This window comes from Colwellia ponticola, assembly GCF_005885605.1.
GTDB classification, from domain to species: Bacteria; Pseudomonadota; Gammaproteobacteria; order Enterobacterales; family Alteromonadaceae; genus Colwellia; species Colwellia ponticola.
Genome location: NZ_SZVP01000003.1, coordinates 316,417 through 336,799 on the forward strand (window position 1 = coordinate 316,417; position 20,383 = coordinate 336,799).

General features: G+C 40.3%; 17 protein-coding genes. 9 read left to right on the plus strand and 8 right to left on the minus strand.

Going from position 1 to position 20,383, the window contains the following annotated elements:
- Nucleotides 1-31: 31 nt before the first annotated feature.
- Both bamJ and putP read right to left on the minus strand, forming a co-directional pair.
- Nucleotides 32-649, minus strand: coding sequence for a BamJ family beta-barrel-assembly machinery protein (gene bamJ / locus FCS21_RS06045; protein WP_138621422.1), 618 nt, complete (start codon nucleotides 647-649; stop codon nucleotides 32-34).
- A gap of 247 nt (nucleotides 650-896) precedes the next feature.
- On the minus strand, nucleotides 897-2,411 hold the full coding sequence (gene putP, locus FCS21_RS06050; RefSeq protein ID WP_138621424.1) for a sodium/proline symporter PutP: 1,515 nt from the start codon (nucleotides 2,409-2,411) through the stop codon (nucleotides 897-899).
- A gap of 287 nt (nucleotides 2,412-2,698) precedes the next feature.
- Here putP and FCS21_RS06055 point away from each other — a divergent pair, with 287 nt between their 5' ends.
- Nucleotides 2,699-3,919, plus strand: coding sequence for an EAL and HDOD domain-containing protein (locus tag FCS21_RS06055; protein WP_138621426.1), 1,221 nt, complete (start codon nucleotides 2,699-2,701; stop codon nucleotides 3,917-3,919).
- A 282-nt stretch (nucleotides 3,920-4,201) separates the two neighbouring features.
- On the plus strand, nucleotides 4,202-5,533 hold the full coding sequence (locus FCS21_RS06060; RefSeq protein WP_138621428.1) for a Na+/H+ antiporter NhaC family protein: 1,332 nt from the start codon (nucleotides 4,202-4,204) through the stop codon (nucleotides 5,531-5,533).
- 293 nt (nucleotides 5,534-5,826) lie between these two features.
- On the opposite strand, the gene FCS21_RS06065 is transcribed toward FCS21_RS06060, so the two are convergent.
- The 5 genes from FCS21_RS06065 to FCS21_RS06080 form a co-directional block, all read right to left on the minus strand.
- On the minus strand, nucleotides 5,827-8,031 hold the full coding sequence (locus tag FCS21_RS06065) for a PepSY domain-containing protein (protein WP_138621430.1): 2,205 nt from the start codon (nucleotides 8,029-8,031) through the stop codon (nucleotides 5,827-5,829).
- Nucleotides 8,032-8,054: 23 nt separating this feature from the next.
- Nucleotides 8,055-8,525, minus strand: a complete 471-nt coding sequence (locus tag FCS21_RS06070; RefSeq protein WP_138621432.1) for a DUF2271 domain-containing protein — start codon at nucleotides 8,523-8,525, stop codon at nucleotides 8,055-8,057.
- A 19-nt stretch (nucleotides 8,526-8,544) separates the two neighbouring features.
- Nucleotides 8,545-8,952: a PepSY domain-containing protein gene (locus FCS21_RS06075; RefSeq protein ID WP_246047053.1), complete on the minus strand. Its 408-nt coding sequence runs from the start codon at nucleotides 8,950-8,952 to the stop codon at nucleotides 8,545-8,547.
- Between the two features lie 107 nt (nucleotides 8,953-9,059).
- Nucleotides 9,060-9,218, minus strand: a complete 159-nt coding sequence (locus tag FCS21_RS16760; RefSeq protein ID WP_171035642.1) for a hypothetical protein — start codon at nucleotides 9,216-9,218, stop codon at nucleotides 9,060-9,062.
- Nucleotides 9,215-10,315, minus strand: coding sequence for a ferredoxin reductase family protein (locus FCS21_RS06080; RefSeq protein WP_138621434.1), 1,101 nt, complete (start codon nucleotides 10,313-10,315; stop codon nucleotides 9,215-9,217). The genes FCS21_RS16760 and FCS21_RS06080 overlap by 4 nt, the downstream gene beginning before the upstream one ends.
- 302 nt (nucleotides 10,316-10,617) lie before the next feature.
- Between FCS21_RS06080 and FCS21_RS06085 the strand changes: the two genes are divergently transcribed.
- Both FCS21_RS06085 and FCS21_RS06090 read left to right on the plus strand, forming a co-directional pair.
- Entirely contained in the window at nucleotides 10,618-11,292 is a 675-nt protein-coding gene (locus FCS21_RS06085; RefSeq protein ID WP_138621436.1) for a response regulator transcription factor, read from the plus strand.
- Nucleotides 11,289-12,641, plus strand: coding sequence for a sensor histidine kinase (locus FCS21_RS06090; protein ID WP_138621438.1), 1,353 nt, complete (start codon nucleotides 11,289-11,291; stop codon nucleotides 12,639-12,641). Before FCS21_RS06085 ends, FCS21_RS06090 begins: the two co-directional genes overlap by 4 nt.
- Before the next feature lie 153 nt (nucleotides 12,642-12,794).
- Here the strand turns inward: FCS21_RS06090 and FCS21_RS06095 are convergent, their stop codons facing one another.
- Nucleotides 12,795-14,339 carry a sigma-54 interaction domain-containing protein gene (locus FCS21_RS06095; RefSeq protein ID WP_222927948.1) on the minus strand — a complete coding sequence of 515 codons (1,545 nt, stop codon included), beginning with the start codon at nucleotides 14,337-14,339 and terminating at the stop codon, nucleotides 12,795-12,797.
- Between the two features lie 889 nt (nucleotides 14,340-15,228).
- On the opposite strand from FCS21_RS06095, the gene FCS21_RS06100 reads away from it, so the two are divergent.
- From FCS21_RS06100 to FCS21_RS06120, 5 genes are all read left to right on the plus strand, one after another.
- Nucleotides 15,229-16,449 carry an OprO/OprP family phosphate-selective porin gene (locus FCS21_RS06100; protein ID WP_138621440.1) on the plus strand — a complete coding sequence of 407 codons (1,221 nt, stop codon included), beginning with the start codon at nucleotides 15,229-15,231 and terminating at the stop codon, nucleotides 16,447-16,449.
- Between the two features lie 63 nt (nucleotides 16,450-16,512).
- Nucleotides 16,513-17,475 carry a sulfate ABC transporter substrate-binding protein gene (locus tag FCS21_RS06105; RefSeq protein ID WP_281279959.1) on the plus strand — a complete coding sequence of 321 codons (963 nt, stop codon included), beginning with the start codon at nucleotides 16,513-16,515 and terminating at the stop codon, nucleotides 17,473-17,475.
- 2 nt (nucleotides 17,476-17,477) lie between these two features.
- Complete coding sequence (cysT, locus tag FCS21_RS06110; RefSeq protein WP_138621444.1) at nucleotides 17,478-18,332, plus strand: sulfate ABC transporter permease subunit CysT; 855 nt, start codon at nucleotides 17,478-17,480, stop codon at nucleotides 18,330-18,332.
- Complete coding sequence (gene cysW, locus FCS21_RS06115) at nucleotides 18,332-19,213, plus strand: sulfate ABC transporter permease subunit CysW (RefSeq protein ID WP_171035643.1); 882 nt, start codon at nucleotides 18,332-18,334, stop codon at nucleotides 19,211-19,213. The genes cysT and cysW overlap by 1 nt, the downstream gene beginning before the upstream one ends.
- A complete protein-coding gene (locus FCS21_RS06120) occupies nucleotides 19,210-20,211 on the plus strand; it encodes a sulfate/molybdate ABC transporter ATP-binding protein (RefSeq protein WP_138621445.1) in 1,002 nt (333 codons plus the stop codon). Before cysW ends, FCS21_RS06120 begins: the two co-directional genes overlap by 4 nt.
- The last annotated feature ends 172 nt before the right edge of the window (nucleotides 20,212-20,383 follow it).

The following is a 20,383-nucleotide window of genomic DNA, read 5'->3' on the forward strand; positions in this document are numbered from 1 at the left end:
TCAACTGAGGGCTTTCAATATAATACGCTATTTACTTGATGCTTAATAATTCAACATCAAAAACTAACGTAGCATAAGGAGGGATAGCACCTTGTGAGCCACGTTCGCCGTAAGCTAAGTCATAAGGAATAGTTAATTTCCATTTACTACCTTCAGTCATTAACTGTAGTGCTTCAGTCCAACCAGCGATAACGCCATTTACTGGGAATTCAGCCGGTTGACCACGTTCAACAGAACTATCGAAAACGTCACCGTTAGCGAATGTCCCGTGGTAATGAACGCTTACTGTACTTTCAGCTGATGGCTTAGCGCCTTCACCAGTGGTAATTACTTCGTACTGTAAGCCAGATTCAGTTACCGTAACTTCATCACGCTTTGCATTTTCAGCCAAGAATTTCTCGCCTTCAGCAGAAGCTTCTTTAGCAGCAGCTTGCTCTAACTCTTGTAATTTTTTAGAAACAATACCAAATGCTTCGTTTAGATCTTCATCAGAAACCTGGCTAGTTGCATTAACAAGTGCATCAGCAATGCCCGCTTGTACTGCAGTAATATCAAACTCTTTGAAAGGGTTGTTGCGAAGTTGGTCACCTAATTGACGTCCTACGCCATAACTAACACGTTGTTCAATTGTATCAAAACTCATTGGTATATAAACTCCAGACTACAAGGTCTTTTTAATGATTAATGGGTAAATTTTATTTTAAAGCAAACATTATTTTTAAGGTAGCCTAACAAGATAACTTAAATTACTCGTCACTTTAAAATTAGCGCGATTGTAGCATAAAAGTGCTAATGCGAACAACTCAGATTTATTAAGTACCCTATGAAAGTTAACTATAAATTCCGGTTAATAATAGCGGATAACTCGTTACTTTAAATAATAAGTTATCTGCTTGCTAATTATGATGCGTTAACATTTCATCAAATTTCTCACTGATACTATCTTCAACTTTAGGTGATAGCTTGCTAACAACATAAATGGCTAATGAACACACGATAAAGCCTGGTACTATCTCATACATTATTGCGCCAAGTGATTGACCATTAATGGTAATAGGTGCGTAAATCCAGATAAGTACCGTTATAGCGCCACTTAGTATCCCTGCTAATGCGCCGTTTCTAGTCATATCCTTCCAATATAAACAGCCAATAACGACAGGACCAAATGCGGCACCAAAGCCTGCCCATGCATTACTAACCAAGCTTAAGATACTGCTATTGCGATCGTAAGCTAAATAAATGGCTACCAAGGCAACAAGGAAAACTGAAATTCTACCCACTAATACTAATTGTTTTTCACTGGCATCACGGTGTAAGAAGGCTTGATAAAAATCACCTGTAAGTGAGCTAGAGGTAACCAATAACTGTGAAGAGATAGTACTCATAATGGCAGCAAGTATTGCCGCCAATAAGAAACCTGCAATTAATGGACTAAATAGTAATTGTGATAACACGATAAAAATAGTTTCCGCATCATTAAGTTTAATACCCGTTTTAGCTACATAAGCAATACCGACTAACCCAGTTGACATAGCACCAATAATGGCAACAATCATCCAGCTCATCCCTATACGACGCGCGGTTGGCATATCTTTTACGCTTCTAATTGCCATAAAGCGCACAATGATGTGCGGTTGACCAAAGTAACCTAGCCCCCAAGCTAAAGCAGAGATAATACCAATAACACTCACGCTAATAATAGTGCCATCGGAGCTCACTTTACTAAAAACATTTAATAACTCAGGGTTTATTGCGGCAATACTCTGTTGCATTTCAGCGATGCCACCGACCTCATTAATGGCAACAACAGGAACTAACACTAAAGCCACAAACATGATACAACCCTGAACAAAATCAGTTAAGCTTACTGCTAAAAAACCACCAAATAAGGTATATACAACGACAACACTGGCTGTGACATATAAGCCAATTTCATAATTTAAACCAAAAGAGCTTTCAAACAATTTACCGCCAGCAACAACACCGCTTGATGTGTAAAGCGTAAAAAACACCACAATCACTAACGATGAAACGATCCTCAAAAGACGTGATTTATCGTTAAACCTGTTTTCAAAAAAATCGGGTAACGTAATTGAATCATTGGCTATCTCGGTATATGTCCTAAGACGAGGTGCGACAATTAAGTAATTAAGAAAAGCACCGACCACCAAGCCAATAGCTATCCAAAGGCTACTTACCCCACTGATGTACATGGCGCCAGGTAAGCCCATTAGCATCCAACCACTCATATCAGAAGCACCTGCTGATAATGCAGCAACGCCGGGAGATAAACTTCGTCCGCCAAGCATATAACCTGACACATCACTGGTTGATTTTTTGTAGGCGTATAAGCCAATTAAGAGCATAACTATGAAGTAGAGAGAGAGAGAAATTAGAGTACCGAAAGCCAAAGTAATTACCTGCTTATTATGAACTAGTTGATGATTAAGCAGGTTAAAGTATCAAAATTAGCCTAACAAATAAACCTTAGTAGCTTATAAGGGGTTATAACTAAACACTATTTAGCCGCTATACAACCACAAAACTAAGTATTTAATGCTATTAATGGGTACTAAAATGCTGTTAATTGGTCCTAAAATTATAAGAAATCTAAAAAAACTAATGCAAAATAAAAACTTATCTTCTATATTCAATTCACGGTAATTATTTTTCCCTTTCAGAGCTCATCAATACGTTTATGAATTTTTACGCGGCAAGACAACCTATTTTAGATAAAAGTAAAAAACTGTTTGCTTATGAATTACTTTTTCGAGATGGTGTTGACAATGTTTTTCCTGATATTGATGGTGATGAAGCGACCAGTAAAATGGTTGAAGCAAGCCAATTTCATATGGGTATCAGTGAGTTTACCGGTAATAAACCCGCTTTTATTAACTTTACCTTAGAAACCTTAAGTCAAGGCTATCCTGAAATTCTTGCTCCTGAAGAAGTCGTTATTGAAATTCTTGAAACTATAAAGCCTGGCAAAAAACTGTTAGCTCTTTGTAAAGATTTGCATGGCAAAGGCTATACCCTTGCTTTAGATGATTACGAACATCAGAATGTTTGGTTGCATTTTTACCCCTACATTAAAATTATTAAAATAGATATTCAACTGAGCAGTATTGATGATATTAACACGGTGTTCAGTGCTATAAAAAACTTTCCTCATATCAAAATGCTCGCTGAAAAAGTAGAAACCTATGATGAATATAATGCAATGATTCAACTAGGCTTTGATTACTTTCAAGGCTACTTTTTTGCTAAACCTGAGATGCTAAAAACTAAAAGCTTATCACCATCTCAAATAGCTATGGCTGAATTATTGTATGAAACCTCTAAAACTGAGCTTGATCTAAATAGCATAACCCGTGTTTTTGAACGTGATGTTTCACTTTCTTATAAATTATTACGCTATGCAAATTCAGCAATTTTTAAACGCCGCAATGAAATATCGACAATAAAACAAGCATTAGTTATTTTAGGCTCTGGTGAGTTGAAACGTTTTATTGGTTTAATGTTTGCGGTCACACTAACCCCAGACAAACCGTCAGAGTTAGTTAAATTAGCCATGACCAGAGCTAAATTTTGTGAGTTAACTGCACAAGACATCAACGTTCAATTAGATGTGTCCATTGCTTTTTTAACAGGGTTATTATCAATAATTGATGCGTTATTAGATGAGGATATGGTTACAGTATTAGAAAAACTTCCTTTGTCAAAAGAGATTAAAGACCCGCTATTAACCAAAAAAGGTGTCATGGCCGGCATCATAAAGTTAGTTGGGTTTATCGAACAAGCGCAGTGGGATAAAACTAAATTAATTATAGATAAATTAGCGCTCGATAAAGACAACGTAGTACAACATTATAATGAAGCGCTTGCCTGGGCTGACGAACAAACACAGGCTATTGAATAATCTTTACTAGTGAAGGCTATACCGTTAAAAATTCGCAAGTAACAGCAATTGTTAGTCATGTTGCTATGTTAGTCATGGCTAATAATCACAGTTAGCAATCATCACCATTAAGTACTAACGCCACCACGATTACTGAAAGTAGCCATAATTGATATCAATAATTTACATCAATTTTTAACGGTGAATAGCCAATTTATGTTTTAGCCATCTAAACATCTATATTGACAGCTGAGATTTTACTTTTATAATGCCCACCAAGACACTATTTTACACAAGCCAACGATGACTAATAGAAAAGCTCCCCAAGAAAACTTATTCGCCTTATTCCCTTTTGCTATATTTTTAGGCTTATTCCTCGGTACTGGTGTTATGTTAACGCTACAAGGGGTTGACTTTGCCTTTTATCAACTCCCTGCAAGTATTGCTATTATACCTGCAATTATCGCTTCTATTGCGTTAGGTAAATACCTCTCTAATAGCAGCATTGATATACAAATAACACAATTTATTCGTGGTGCTGGTCATGAAAATATAACAACCATGTGCATTATTTACTTACTTGCTGGTGCTTTTGCGGTAGTGGCCAAAGCAACAGGTAGTGTTGATGCCAGTGTACAGCTTGGTTTAGCGATATTTCCTGATTATTTATTGCTCCCTGGCTTGTTTCTGGTAGCGGCTTTTCTCTCTACGGCAATGGGGACCTCTGTGGGGACAATTGCTGCCATTGCGCCAGTTGCGCTTGGTTTTATTGAATCAGCCAATTTAGATGCTGCATTAGTTGCAGGTTGCTTGGTTTCAGGGGCAATTTTTGGTGATAATTTATCTATCATTTCTGATACGACTATCGCTTCTACCCGAAGTCAGGGCGCGCACATGAAAGATAAATTTAGGGTAAACTTTAAATTTGCTATTCCAGCAGCACTTATTTGTTTAGTTATATTTTCATTACTGGGCGAAGAAGTAACACACACCTTTAACAATGATGCTGCGGTTATAGGCTTAGTACCCTACCTCGTTATTCTGGCACTAGCGTTGATGGGCGTGAATGTTTTTTTGGTGTTAACATTAGGCATATTATTAGCGGCAGGTATTGGCATGTTCAGTAACGGCTACCAGCTATCAACGTGGTTAACAGATATAACCACCGGCTTTTCTAATATGCAGGATATATTCATTTTATCCTTGTTTATTGGTGGCTTAAGCGAACTAGTTCGTCAACAAGGTGGCTTATCTGCTTTAACACGTTTTATAAAAACACTGGCGAGAAAAGTAACGCCACATAATAAAAAGCGTGCTGCAGGATTAGGTATTGCCGGTCTCGCCTTCGTTTGTAATTTTTTTACTGCAAATAATACCGTGTCTATTATTATCACCGGTGATACCGCAAAAAATCTTGCCAGTGATGGCGAATTATCGCCTGCTGAGTCAGCCAGTTTACTTGATATTTTTGCTTGTACCAACCAAGGTATAATACCTTACGGCGCTCAGGCATTATTATTGGGTGCTACGCTACATATTTCCCCCTTATCAGTAGTCAGTCATGCCTTTTATCCGATGATTTTATTTTTTGTCGCGGGCTTTTCTTTTTGGCGCTTAACCAGCAATAGCAAGTAACATGTAATAAGTAGAAAAGGACGCAGTTAAGCGTCCTTTTCTATTAACTTCAGGCTAACTTACTGTGTTAATATTACAGCGGTAAGCTACTAGCTACTAATAACATCACTAAGTCACGTCACTAAGCACTGCTATGACTAACTCCTGAGCTTTTAGCCTCTTCTAGTCTGGTAACGATATTAGTCGCTGATTTTTTCCATACGCTCTATACACGTTTTCTTTCTTGTAAATAACTCTATTAAAAAAATAAATTGAGAAAGTAAAAATATAAATGACTTTAATCCGTAAATAGATTAATAAACATCTTCACGGTAGCGACCTTGAGCTTTGAGTGTTAGCACGTCCATACCCAGTGGTTTGAGTACTTCATCGAGTGCCAGCATAACGCTGCTTGCCATATCCCGTCCACCACAGACCAAAAACTGTGCCCCTTTTCCTATTAACCCGCGTAATTCCGAACTATCTAGAACGATTTTGTCTTGCACATATGAGCGCTCGTTTATGCGCGAAAATACGGCGTTAAGTGCTGTCAGCCGCTTATCCTTAAGATAAGTATTTAGCTCACGTTCGTAGAGAAAGTCTGACTCTGGACAACGCCCGCCCCAATAAAGGTGTATGGGGTGATGTGATTTGTTGTGTCGAATAAAGCCGACCAGAGGTCCAATACCGGTGCCAGCACCAATGAGCACTATCGGTGCTTTACCAGAGGCAGGGCGAAAACTAGGATTAGGCTTGATAAAAGCCTCGATACTATCCCCCACGGATAGTGAATACAGGAAACTCGAACATAGGCCTCTAGGATGATGACGTACACAGATCTCTAATATGCCATCCTTTGATTCAGAAGCTAGAGAGTAAAATCTTGCCACCTTGCTGCCTGGCGCTAAGATGCCAACCAAGTCACCGGCCTCGAAAGTGGGTAGGTCTGTGTTGCTACCGTCGGGGAGCTTAAAGCGTAATACCGCAGTCGGAGCCTTCACCTTAGCACCGTAATTCACCCGCTCGATAAGCGCTAGTGTCGTGCAACTAGGCTGAGTAGGAATGTGAACTAATGATAAATCAGTACCCATCGCCATACCCACAGTATTGCCCCAACGCGAGAACTCCTGTGACGACTGTCGGTTGATAGTATCGAGTGGCAGTAACTGCGACCAAGCTTTGGCGGTTAGTGTTGCTTCTACCTCTTTTGCGTATTGACAAAATTCAGGGAATTGTCGATCACCAAACCCCAATACAGCAAAAGAGAATTTTGGTACCTCAGTGATCTGCTCAAGCTGGGTCAGGAATCGACTAGCCGAAGCTGGTGCATCGCCATCCCCATAAGTAGCGGTTAGGATAAATAGCTGCTTCACATTTGGATAGCTATTCAAAGCGCTATTTACAAAGCTGTTCATTGACATTGTGTGAACCAAATAACCAGCTAAGTTAAGAGCATCATGTAACGTTTTGGCAAAGCCCCAAGTACTATTTCCTTCGCTGCCGACCAGTATTATCGTATCCGCACTTCGGGGGGCGGTATTGTTTTTTATGGTCGTGATCGACCGTTTACGACGCCACCAAATTTGAATACCAGTCCACGACATTAGCGGCACAGTAAGTGCACCTAGACCTAATAGTAATCCTAACCACCAAAGTCCTTCGCCCGTATGTAGCATATAGATAAATTCATATAATTTTTGTTTGTTATTGATAGATTGAAAAGACAGTAATTGACCTGTTGATTGGTCGATAAAACCACTCCCTTGATGCGTAATGATTGAATAAACATCATTGCGATCATCCTTATATGGATAAACCAGTTCTCTCAACTCGTTCATAGGGATAGCTTTTAAGGCTGCCAGCGTGCCGATTGATGCAGGAATATCACCTTGTACACTTGCTGGGAAAACGGGTTCAGCCGATTGATAATCCGGTAGTAATTCAAAAGTCACCGCTGACATAGTCAGGCCAGTGATAGCAGAGAGTAGGAGTGCAAGCACGGCCACTCGTCCCACTTGACAATGAAGGCGCTCCCTAAAAGTGCCTTGAATAGGTCGTAAAATCTGGCGCCAACTACCAAGACGTTTGGCCAACATGAACGCACCTGAAATAGTTAATAGCAGCATAAGAAAAGCCGAAATAGCTGCCCCAACACGTCCGGGCGTATCAAGTAAGTATGAACGATGCAAATTTTTGAACCAAACCATAACAGGAGACGTTGAATAAGGCCCAATAGGTTGCCCCGTTATTGGATTGATTAAATCAGCACCCGTTTTTCCGTTTTCAGTAAAATAGACAATAATGCTTCCTGAAGGACTACGCTGTATTTGCTCTATACCAGGGTAGCTAGACGCTAATTTGCCAGTTAGCTCTGCAACGCTTATAGAGGATGTACCGGCTACTTTGGCTTGTGCGCGATCCAAAATAGGGTTGATCGATAAAACTGCGCCTGTCACAGAAAGCACTACAACGAGCAACGTTGCAATTAACCCAGACCAAGAGTGAAATTTGCGTAGCATAGCTAATTCCTAGATAACAAAGTTTAAAATGCGTAAGTGAAGGCTTTAACATAGCCTCGTCCAGCGGAAAGTTTACCTGCACCTTCGGTGGTTAATGGCACAACAACATCATTACGATTGTCGCGCATATCTTCAACAGACGTATCTACTTTAAGTTGGAAGCCTCGATCAATATAAGCATCAGCTAAGTCAAGGGTGACTGATAGTGTCTTGCCACTGGAGACACTAGCCCCTGTTAGCCCGTCATACTCACTGACTCGTAAACCACTAGCACGCGCCCAACCAGTCAAATGTTTATAATATTTTGATTTTTGTCCAGCGACCCACAGCGTTTCCTGATACTGACCTTCTGCATTGGTTAAATAAATAGCCAGATAAGCTCCATCACCGCTATAGTTTTTCAGTTCGGTTGTGAGGGTTATTTCGCGCGCTGAAATTTGTGCACTCATGACTAATATGCAAAAGAAACACAGTGTCGTTGTTAAATATTTCATTCTATTATCTCCTTTATATTCAATCGATAGTGACTTTAGGTTTGTTTTTTTGTTTATTACTTTCTGACGTCATTGGCGTCGCTAAATCTAAGTAATCACTGGCATCAGCTGATTGATCAAACTTAATTTTAAGCTCCCTAATTTTCAGTGAGGCGGGGAAAAATGTTGCCTTTATTCTATTTCCTTTTCGATCGACCCCTTTTACTTTGTAACAGCCATCATCCACTTTAATTTGCTTAACCTTCCAACCTTTGTCTTCTATCATCTGTCTCAGTTGATCTCGAGGCTGCCACTGTGACACCGGATCAGTGCAATCATCGTCAGCCAATGCTGTACCACTGACTAAACAAGAGGCGATTAACATTATCACTAGTTTATTTTTCATTATTTTTCCTTTTGTTTCTGTTTCTGTTTTTGCTTTTTTCATGATGACTCTCCTATAGTTTTATGATCATTGTAAACAGTATTCCTGACATTAAGCTGAAAGCAATACCGTTATTATTTCAGTGTCCGCTTTTAGCGCTAGCTTTAGTTTTATCGCAGTTCAAATGCTTCCTTATGAAACAGTAATGAACCTTGTAATCTTTCTCGTAATTCTTTTTCTAATAATTTGGCCCAGCCAGTAGGACCACAAAACCAAACCTCCATCATTCCCTTATTTGCGTCTTGAGCTAACAGCTGATCGGTTGTCATTTTTTATCTGCATTACTGTCATGTATATGCAGTTGAATATGGGATAAGCTGATACAAGCCTGTTGTAAACGTTTAACGAAAGGATCTGTTGCACTATCATGGGTAGCGTAATGCATCTGGACCATGGTAGATTGTTCCGGCTGATTTTTCAGCTCTTCAAGCCTTGCTAAAAAGGGGGTTACACCAATACCTCCAGCAATCCATATTTGTGTTGCGGTAGGCTTTTTCGGTTTGAAATTAAACCGCCCATAAGGGCCTTCAACAGTGACTAATTGACCAACCTTTAGTTTATGATCCAAGCGTTTCGTATAATCGCCTAGCGCCTTAATCTTAAAAGTAACTTGACCGTCGCCGTGATCCGCGCTTGCGATAGTAAAAGGGTGAGCCCCTTCAATGCGATTAAAAGTAACGAAAGCAAACTGCCCTGCACTATGTCCTTGCCACTTTTTATCAAGCTGACACTCTACTTCAGTGATACCCGGAGCCGTCGTTGAAATGGCATGGATGCTCCCTTTCACTTGTAGTGACTGACCTATTACACCTCTTAGTGATACAATGCCGGCTACGCTTCCCCCTATTAACAACAGCCCCATTAACAAGCCAATTGGTTGTTGCCACCAAACCAGAGGCGCTAACAAAACAGCGTGAAATGCTAGTAATAAATAAAGTACTGGCATCACACGGTGTACATAGCGCCAAATGTTGTAAGGGAAACGTTTCCACAGGGTTAGTACTAGCATGGCAAAAACAAGATATACCGCCCATTCCCCTATGTCTTCAGCTGCATCTCTCATCATCTCAATAAACCCTGAAAAGTCTTCTTCAGGTAAACGACCGTCTCGCCCAAATAGAGACTTAATGACATCATCGCCCATTTCTATCAGCCAATGAAGGGCTGCAAACACGACCGCCAAAATACCAGTCCATTTATGAAGGAGATACATTTTATCAAGTCCATTTAGTGGCGCTTCTAGCCAAGTCGGGCGAGTAGCTAGCATCATGGTCACTGACATTAAAGCAATGGCTAACAATCCACTAAGATAGAGACTATTATCATAAATTTCCCATGGCAACGAAGCCATTGGGCTGGTGTTCATCGTATAGCTCCCCCCCCCAAACAATGAAGATGCAGACGGTTATTAGTGTGAGCATGATACTAAGTTTATGCTGTTTCATTTTATCCCCCATTGGTATATTAATACTCACTGTATCGTGCTTTCCTGACAACAACCTTAAAATGCAAAATGAGGGTTAATCCATAAATCTATTGAGCATAGTTTGCTCAATCTTTTGACACTGGCAACTTGAAGTGATTTGGGGGTATATTAAATTCTATTTTCAGTTTATTGTCAGGAACTTGGGGTATGATTAACTTTTCTGATAAAGTCTAGAGGTAAAAATGCGTATATTATTGGTAGAAGATACCGAAGGTTTAGGCGAAGTGATACAGGATCAAGTCGCCGATGAAGGTCATGCGGTTGATTGGGTGAAATGTATTTCCCAAGCCGATAGCAGCCTCCGTACAACCGATTATGATTTGATTCTTCTTGATTTAATGCTACCCGATGGCAATGGAATCGATTTATTAAAGAAAATACGCAACCTAGGCGAAACAACACCCGTGATTATTTTAACAGCCAGAGATCAAATTTCTGACCGTATCAATGGATTAAATGCGGGGGCTGATGATTATCTTGTAAAGCCCTTTGATCTATCAGAACTCTGCGCTCGCATAGCAGCCGTTTCCAGACGGTATGCCGGCAATCCAAATCCCATAATTCACCTAGGAGCATTGGAAGTGGATATGACCAAACATCTCATCTTTCGCGATGGCATAACGGTTAATTTAACGGCTAGAGAATGGGCATTACTTGAAGCCTTTATCCAGAGACCTGGCACCTTGCTCTCAAAATCACAATTAGAAGATCATTTGTATGCTTTTGGCTCTGAAATAGAAAGTAATACTATTGAAGTTTATATCAGTCGCCTGCGTAAAAAGCTGGGGAAAGATCAGTTAGAAACAGTGCGCGGTTTAGGCTATCGTATGGGATATTCAGGACCTCAAGGAAGATGAGCTTTGTACAAATAAAGAAACCACAAAGCCTTCAGAAAACACTAGGAATTGGCTTAACTATTGGCATGGCTTTACTGTGGATATTTGCCCTATCAGGTGGCGTGTATGTGTCACAAAACAAACTTAATGAACTATTCGATAGCGCACTGGCAGAAACGGCTCAACGTATAATGCCACTCGCGGTTGTTGAAATACTTAACAGAGATGAGCCCGAAAAAGCGCAGCAGGTCGTGTCGTTTAAAGCCCATGAAGAGCGCCTTGTATACCTTGTAAGAAATAACCTAGGGCAGATTTTATTGCAATCTCACAACGCTGATCCAACTGTCTTTAATCAAACCCTACTTATCGGGTTTAATTCGTCAACGACACATCGATTTTATGGCGTCTCAGCAGTACAAAATACATTGCACATAGAAGTTGCGGAGCCTCTTATTCAAAGACAAGAAGCAATCATTGCAATGGCTGTCACCTTATTATGGCCATTAGTGTTACTCATCCCTTTTTGTTTTCTCGGTAGCTGGGCATTCGTTCATTACAGTTTGCGCCATATTCTTGCTTATCGAAATGAAATTGAATCCCGCGGCAGTGGCGATCTCAGCTCAGTCAAAATACAAGATTTACCTACTGAAATTATCCCAATCGCAGAATCTGTCAATAATTTATTGGACCGTTTACAGCGAGCACTCGAATCAGAAAGATCGTTCACGGCAAACAGTGCCCATGAATTACGAACACCTATAGCTACCGCTTTGGCGCAAGTTCAGCGCTTACAACAAAAGGTTTCAGCAGGGACAACCCAAGATGAAATGGTTAAACTTGAAACAACTTTACGAGGGCTATCGAACTTATCAGAAAAACTTATGCAGCTGGCCAAAGCAGAAGGCGGAGGACTTTTAGCCGCTGAACAGCACAACCTTATTAGCCTATTAACATTAATAGTCGATGATTCACAACGGTCAAACGCTGTAAATAAAATTACACTGACATTGCCAAAAAACAGAGAATATATGTCGGTCATCGATCCAGACGCTTTTGCTATTTTGATTAGGAACTTGCTAGATAATGCCATCAAACACGGTGACAGAAATCAACCGGTTGATATCAGTTTTTCTACCAACGGCATATTACGTATCGTCAATGCCTCTAGTGTTATACCAGCCGATACACTCGCTCAATTGCGGCGACGTTTTGTTCGGTCTAACATCTCTGTACAGGGTATGGGCCTTGGATTAGCAATTGCCGATGCAGTCGTATCAGGCGTAGGAGCAACTATGACGTTTAATTCTCCAGCAACGGGGCAAACCAATGGATTTGAAGTGAAGGTAGATTTTTCGACAATTAAAGGTTAAATCTCAATTATGCATCATACCGTCATAGAATAATGAAGTAAAATGTCCGCTTCAAGCTCTAAGCAGGCACTTTTAAGTGTCTGTTCTGTATACAACTTTACTTGACCACTACAACCCTAGCATATCTACTCGACAGAGTGAAAATACGGTAAATTAATGACCTTCTTGTATGTCACTTGGATAATATTTAATGGTGATTTGATATTTGCGCATTTTTGAGCGTAGTGTATTGGGGTTTATATTGAGTAAACTAGCCGCTCCTCCTTCACCACTAATTTTTCCATTGGTAACCTTGAGTGCATTATTAATCGAAGAGACAATGGTTTTTTCCAGAGGCTCAATCGATATGTTGTTATCTATAGAATTTAACTCTTTGTTATTTTCTGAGGAAGTTGGAGCAGTTAATGGTGCTGTCCCTTTAAAAGTAGGACCAAGTGATGCTTCAATATTTAACTGCTTTCCTTGACCAAGTATTGCAGCTCGTTCCATGACAACTTGTAACTCACGTACATTCCCAGGCCAATTATAAGCTTGCAGCATTCTTATTTGATTTGCGGTTATCGGAATAAAAGGCAGACCTAGTTTCTTTGCTGCACGTTTTGAAAAATGGTTCGCTAAAGCGGTAATATCTTGTTTTCTTTCTTTGAGTGCTGGTAAGTAAATTGGAAAAACATTAATTCGATACCATAGATCTTCACGAAACAGTTTTACATTAACCATATCTGCAAGATTTCTGTGTGTGGCAGCTATAATTCTAACATTAACGTTAATTTCATGTTCACCACCAACTCTATTAAGGGTTCCTTCTTGCAATACTCTTAGCAGTCTTGTTTGAGCCGCTAATGACAACTCACCAATCTCATCTAAAAATAATGTGCCGCCGTCAGCACGTTCGAACCAACCAAGCTTAACGCCTGCGGCTCCCGTGAAACTACCTTTTTCGTGTCCAAATAATTCAGAATCAATTAATTGAGGCGAAATAGCACCGCAGTTTACTCTGATAAATGCTTTATCTGCACGAGGAGACTGCTCATGAATGGCTCTGGCCACCACTTCTTTTCCAGATCCCGTTTCACCTCGGATCAAAACTGTTAAATCTGATGGCGCCACGATACTGACTTGCTCCATGGTTTGAGCTAACCCATGCGATGCACCAATGATTTGATTGTCCATATTATCCTTGCCCATTTTAGATAACAGATCTTGACATTGTGATTGCACAACTTTAGTGGCTTGTCGCAATTTTTGATGCTGCAAATGATTGTTCGCTGCAACTGCAAAGACAGGGAGTAACTCGGCAATGTAATTAAAAGCGAATGTCACTTGCTCTCGACGACAAATAAATGCAAGTAGTGATTGCTGGTCTGCTGCGCAAGTTAACTTACTTAATATTACACAATGTTGTTCATCTTCTTGAAGTGGTAATACACGAGTTATTTGAGTACTAAACCGTTCATCAACAAGCCAATGTTGGATCTCTGCGCGTAATAAACTGAGTTCAACACTTTTGCTTTGTGAAAATGAGCTTGCCAGAAAACGAATCTTCTCAGGTTTTTGCTGCCACCTAAATACCCCTATTTCATTCACAGAAAATTCTCTCTTAAGTAAAGGAAGTAACTCTTCGAGTAACTTTGGCAGTTCTGGTGTTTCTGCAACCTTTCGCCAAAAAACGGCAAGTAATTCTGGTGTTAATATCATTCAAATAACCTTTACTTACTAAATAAAACGAACTTATCACAATATTAAATAACTTAGTGGTATATAAAAATATTTTTTATATCAAATTGATATATTTAAAATTATATTACTTATGCTTTGCCGCGAGTTTTGATTTACCTGACTAAACCATGTTGAGTATTTGTACTTTTAATTAGGGGAGGTAATGAAAACTACTACATTAATAGTGCCAGATTATCGCGATAATGAACCTCAACATGAGCAAAATTGGCTTGAAAACAGAATCGAAAATTGTCTGCGTGTAACAGGGATTGACTGAGAGTCACCAGAATTATTTAAATGGGCTGATGCGCTAAATGCTCAGATGGCACACACCTGAACAAATTTGGGCTGTCGCAATACGACAATATTTTTTGCTACGCGATATCTGGAATTAAATAGACACTTGCTTCTTTTTCAAGGGGGCTTAATTTTTTTAATGCCAAGGGAGGTACTTTACTTGCCCCATAACACAAATTAGCGCAATTTCCCTTTCGTTATCCAAACCTCAATATAGACAGGTTTTATTTGTTTATCTTGGTAATCGGTTAATTAACTATCGTTTTTTAACCTTTTATCAAAGTGCAATTTACCTGTTAATACACTGAACATTCGTCAGTATAAGAAATAAGTTCACCCTCGCACATTCTCTCACTATTTTGAAATTTAGCATTTATGCAGCGTCCACTTTATTCAATCAAGTGTCAGGTCGTTAAATAAAACGAATTAATCACATTTAGTAAATTTATTTGTTATATAAAAATAGTTTTTTAATTAATTTTGGAATATGCAATTAAATCAATACCATAGTGTTTGGCACGAATATGGCAAATATCTAACTAACTTATTAATAGATTAGGAATTTAACGTAATGCGAATTACACCTGTATTCAACACCAGTTTACTCTTGTTAGGAATTTCAAGTCCCGTACTCGCAGACTCAAATACTTCACAAGATGAAGTACTAACTCAAGAAATCAATAACTTATATCAAAAATTTACAGTGTTAGAAAAACGTGCGTCAACAAGTTGGGTTAATAACTTAATAATTGGTGCGTTTATTCAGGCTGATGCTCGTTATTTCGGTGATGACGGCACTGGAACAGATACTTTTTTGATCCGTCGAGCGCGCATCGATGTACGCGGCAAAATTAACGATAACTTTAGTTTTCGTGTTTTGCCGGAATTTGGTGATGATAAAAATGGCGAATTATTAGATGCCTACGTTGATTGGAAGACCGGTGACAGTGCTTCACTGCGTATTGGTAAATTTAAATCACCACTCGGTCTGGAGCGTGTGCAATCGGGTTCAAGATTATTGTTTCTTGAACGGGGATTGACTGACAATTTAGTCCCTAATCGTGATGCAGGTATTGCTTGGAATTATAAAAATAAAGTGCAACAAGTCACCATTGGCATAGCCAATAATGCCGGAGATCGTATCGACTCTGGCGTTGATAACGACGATACCAAAGTTGCTTATGCTCGCATTTACTCGCAGCCAGAGTCTCTAGGTGGTTTAGGGATAGGCATCGCTGGTAGCGTAGGTAGGTCTGAATTAAATAGCGCTTTACCTACCTATAAAACGTCTAGCCGCGCCACAGTGTTTCGCTATAACAACGATGTACTGCGTGATGGTACAGAAGCCCGCATAGCACCTCACTTTACATATTACAAAGGTCAGTTCGGCGCGTTTGGAGAGTATGTTTCGTCATCGTTAACACTAACCAACAGCCAGAATCAACAGGCGGTTATAAGCAATAATGCTTGGCAGCTCGTCGGGAGTTGGATGCTCAGTGGAGAGAAAAACAGCTGGGGGACGGTGACACCAAAATCAAAAAATGGTGCATGGGAAGTGGTCGCACGTCTAGCAGAGCTAGATATTGACGAAGACGTTTTTATTGCTCACGCCGATTCGACGCACTCTATCAGTAATATTAATTCTGTCACTTTAGGGTTGAATTGGCATGTCAATAACAAAGTAAAAGTATTGGTGAATTATGAAATAAGTGATTTTGATGATGGCAATGCAGTAGGCCAAGATCGTCTTGATGAGAAACTACTTTCAGCACGTCTGCAATTAAACTTTTAATCTTTTAATCCTAACGGAGAAATAAAATGAAAAAACTACTTAGTATTGTGGCATTAGCTGCCAGTGACCTTAGCCGAAACCAAAACCAAAACATTATTGAACGTATCTTACGATCCGACCCGCGAATTTTATAAAGAATACAATGTGGAATTTTCGACTTTCTATAAAGCCCGTACTGGCATCGATGTGAAAGTACGACAGTCTCATGGAGGCGCAGGGAAACAAGCCCGTGCAGTAATTGATGGTTTACAAGCTGATGTACTTACCCTTGCATTGGCTTATGATATAGACGCAATATCTGAACGCACGGGACTATTTGATAATAATTGGCAAAGTCGCTTGCCCTATAGCAGCGCGCCTTATACATCTACCATTGTGTTTTTGGTACGTAAAGGAAACCCAAAAAATATAAAAGACTGGGATGACTTGGTTAAGCCTGGTGTGCAGGTTATCACCCCTAACCCAAAAACGTCTGGCGGCGCACGATGGAACTATCTAGCGGCATGGGCCTATGCAGAGCAACGTTATGGTAGCGAAGATAAGGCCATTGAGTTTGTCAGTCAGCTTTATCGTAATGTACCTGTAATGGATTCTGGTGCTAGGGGGTCAACTAATACCTTTGTACGCAATGGTATTGGCGATGTATTTTTATCTTGGGAAAACGAGGCGTTATTAGCGACTACTAAACTTAGCGATGCAGCAGAATTTGAAATTATTGTACCATCACTTAGTATTCTCGCTCAGCCTCCTGTAACGGTTGTTCATAAACACGCTAAAAATCATAATGTCGCTAAAGAAGCTAACATGTATCTGGAATATCTTTACAGTCCTGTGGCACAGCGTCTTGCGGCAAAGCACTTTTATCGACCAGTACATCCTGAGTTTGCTGATAAGAAAGATTTACAACGCTTCCCTGATGTAACTTTGTTTACCGTTAATGATGTGTTTGGAGGCTGGCAACAGGCTCAGAAGAAACATTTTAATGATGGTGGTGTGTTTGACAAAATTTATCAACCGGGGCGTTAATCATGACCCTGAGAAAGATGAAAGCATACTCGGTGTTACCCGGTTTTTCATTAAGCTTAGGTTATACCCTTTTCTATCTGGGACTCATTGTACTGTTACCAATAAGTGCGCTAGTCGTAAAAACCATGAGCCTAAGTTGGAGCGAGTTCTGGAGCGTGATTACTGATGCCAGGGTGGTTGCCTCTTATAAGTTAACATTCGGGACTGCGCTATTCGCAGCGAGTGTAAACCTCATATTTGGTTCTTTGGTCGCATGGGTGTTGGTCCGATACCAATTTAAAGGCAAGCGGATAGTGGATGCCTTAATTGACCTACCTTTTGCACTGCCAACGGCGGTAGCGGGTATTGCTCTAGTCGCTATCTATGGACCTAACGGTCCTCTAGGCTCAGTGTTACTGGAGTGGGGAATAAAAGTAGCATATACCCCTGTTGGTATTACGCTGGCGCTTATTTTCATTGGTTTTCCTTTCGTGGTTCGTACCGTGCAGCCTATTTTGGAGGACTTTGAGCAAGAGCTTGAAGAGGCCTCAGCAGCACTGGGAGCTGGTCGCTGGTACACCATACGTAGGGTAATACTACCGCACTTATTTCCCTCTATGTTAACCGGTTTTTCTCTCGCATTTGCAAGAGGCGTTGGAGAATACGGTTCGGTAATCTTCATTGCTGGAAATATCCCTATGGTGTCTGAGATTACCCCTTTGCTGATTATCACCAAGCTTGAGCAATATGATTATGCCGGTGCGACTGCTATTGCCTGCGCCATGCTTTTATTTTCACTGCTAATGTTGCTGGTGATTAATGGATTACAGGGCTGGCTTGAGCGCAGAGAAAAACAATTTGAAGGAGTGATGGCCTAATGATTATAGCAACGAAAAAATGGTTTGATGATCGGCCAACGATGACGGTTTATCAGCCAGCAGTAACTGAAAAAAAATGGGTTCGCAGGGCATTATTGAGCATAGCATTAACATTTATAAGTGCTTGCCTAATTTTACCGTTATTAATGGTGCTATATGAAGCGCTTCGATCCGGTTGGGATGTATACCTTGCGTCTATTACCGAGCCTGACGCCCTTGCCGCTATTCGCCTGACATTACTGGTCGCTGCAATTTCAGTACCGCTTAACCTCGTGTTTGGCGTGATGGCTTCATGGGCAATAGCTAAATTTGATTTTTTCGGTAAGCGCTTCTTATTAACGCTAATAGATTTACCGTTTTCTGTCAGTCCAGTTATTGCGGGGTTGGTATTTATACTCTTGTTTGGTACTGGCGGGTGGTTTGGTGATGAAATGACTGCTATGGGCTGGCAAATTGTTTTTGCCGTACCAGGGATTGTCTTGGCAACACTGTTTGTTACCTTTCCTTTTGTCGCAAGGGAATTAATCCCGCTAATGCAAAGTCAAGGCACAGATGAAGAAGAGGCTGCCAGAGTGTTAGGAGCATCTGGCTGGACTATTTTCACAAGGGTAACTTTGCCAAATATCAAATGGGGTTTGTTGTACGGTGTTATTTTATGTAACGCCCGAGCTATGGGAGATTTTGGTGCTGTCTCTGTGGTATCTGGGCACATTCGTGGAGTAACAAACACTTTACCACTTCATGTTGAAGTGGTTTACAACGAGTATCAATTTACGGCTGCATTTGCCTGTGCATCTTTACTGGCTTTTTTAGCCATTATTACCCTTATTATTAAAGAAATTTTCTATCGTAATCTACAAAATCAACGAGTAAAGTCATGAGTATTGAAGTAAGTAATTTATTTAAACATTTTGGTAATTTTGCTGCCTTGAATGATGTCAGTGTTACCTTTCCAAGTGGTTCATTAGTGGCTTTATTAAGGCCATCTGGCTGCGGTAAAACCAGCCTACTACGTGTTATTGCAGGATTAGAGCAAGCCGATACCGGCGAAGTGTTGATTAACGGTAAGCATACTACTGGGCAGGATATTCGCTCTCGGCAAGTGGGGTTTGTTTTTCAACACTATGCATTATTTAAACATATGTCAGTGTTTGAAAATGTAGCGTTTGGACTCAAGGCAAAGCCGCGAGGCAATCGTCCATCTGATGACGAAATTAATCTTAAAGTAATGCATCTGCTAGAGCTTGTGCAACTTGAGTGGCTGGCTGATCGCTATCCTGCACAATTATCTGGCGGTCAAAGGCAGCGAGTTGCATTAGCGCGAGCTTTAGCGATTGAACCAAATGTTTTATTATTAGATGAGCCTTTTGGGGCGCTAGATGCCAAAGTACGCAAGGAGTTGCGTCGCTGGTTACGCCGTTTGCACGATGAACTGCATGTCACCAGCTTATTCGTAACACATGATCAAGAGGAAGCCCTGGAGGTAGCAGATCAAATAGTGATAATGAATAAAGGAAAAATTGAGCAGATAGGTACTGCACAGCAAATCTATGAGCAACCAGCTAGTGAATTTGTTTATCAATTTATTGGGACAACTAATAAACTACCTATGTCGTTTCAATTTCCTGAAAATGATAAACAAACGTTAACGCAATATTGTCGTCCCCATCAATTTAGCGTTTATAACAAAGCGCAACCACACACACAAGCAGCGACGTTGTTACGATCATTGTTGGTAGGAGCTACTGCGCGGTTAGATGTTGTTCTAGAGGATAAAACCGATATAGAAATTGAATTATCACGAGCTGACTTTCTTGCGCTGGAATTACGCGATGGACAAGATATTTGGTTTAAAGCCAATCAGGTAACTCAATTCTAAATCAAATAGTTATTGAAATATACTTAGTAGGTTAAGCTATGTTGCATAGTTTGTCGCAACATAGCAACAATGCTATTAGGCGACAATTAGCTTGGCCGGCTCGCGACAATTAACTTGACCGGTTTTGGTACACTTCAGAGATATTCATTTCAATAGAGAAAGATATGTCTGG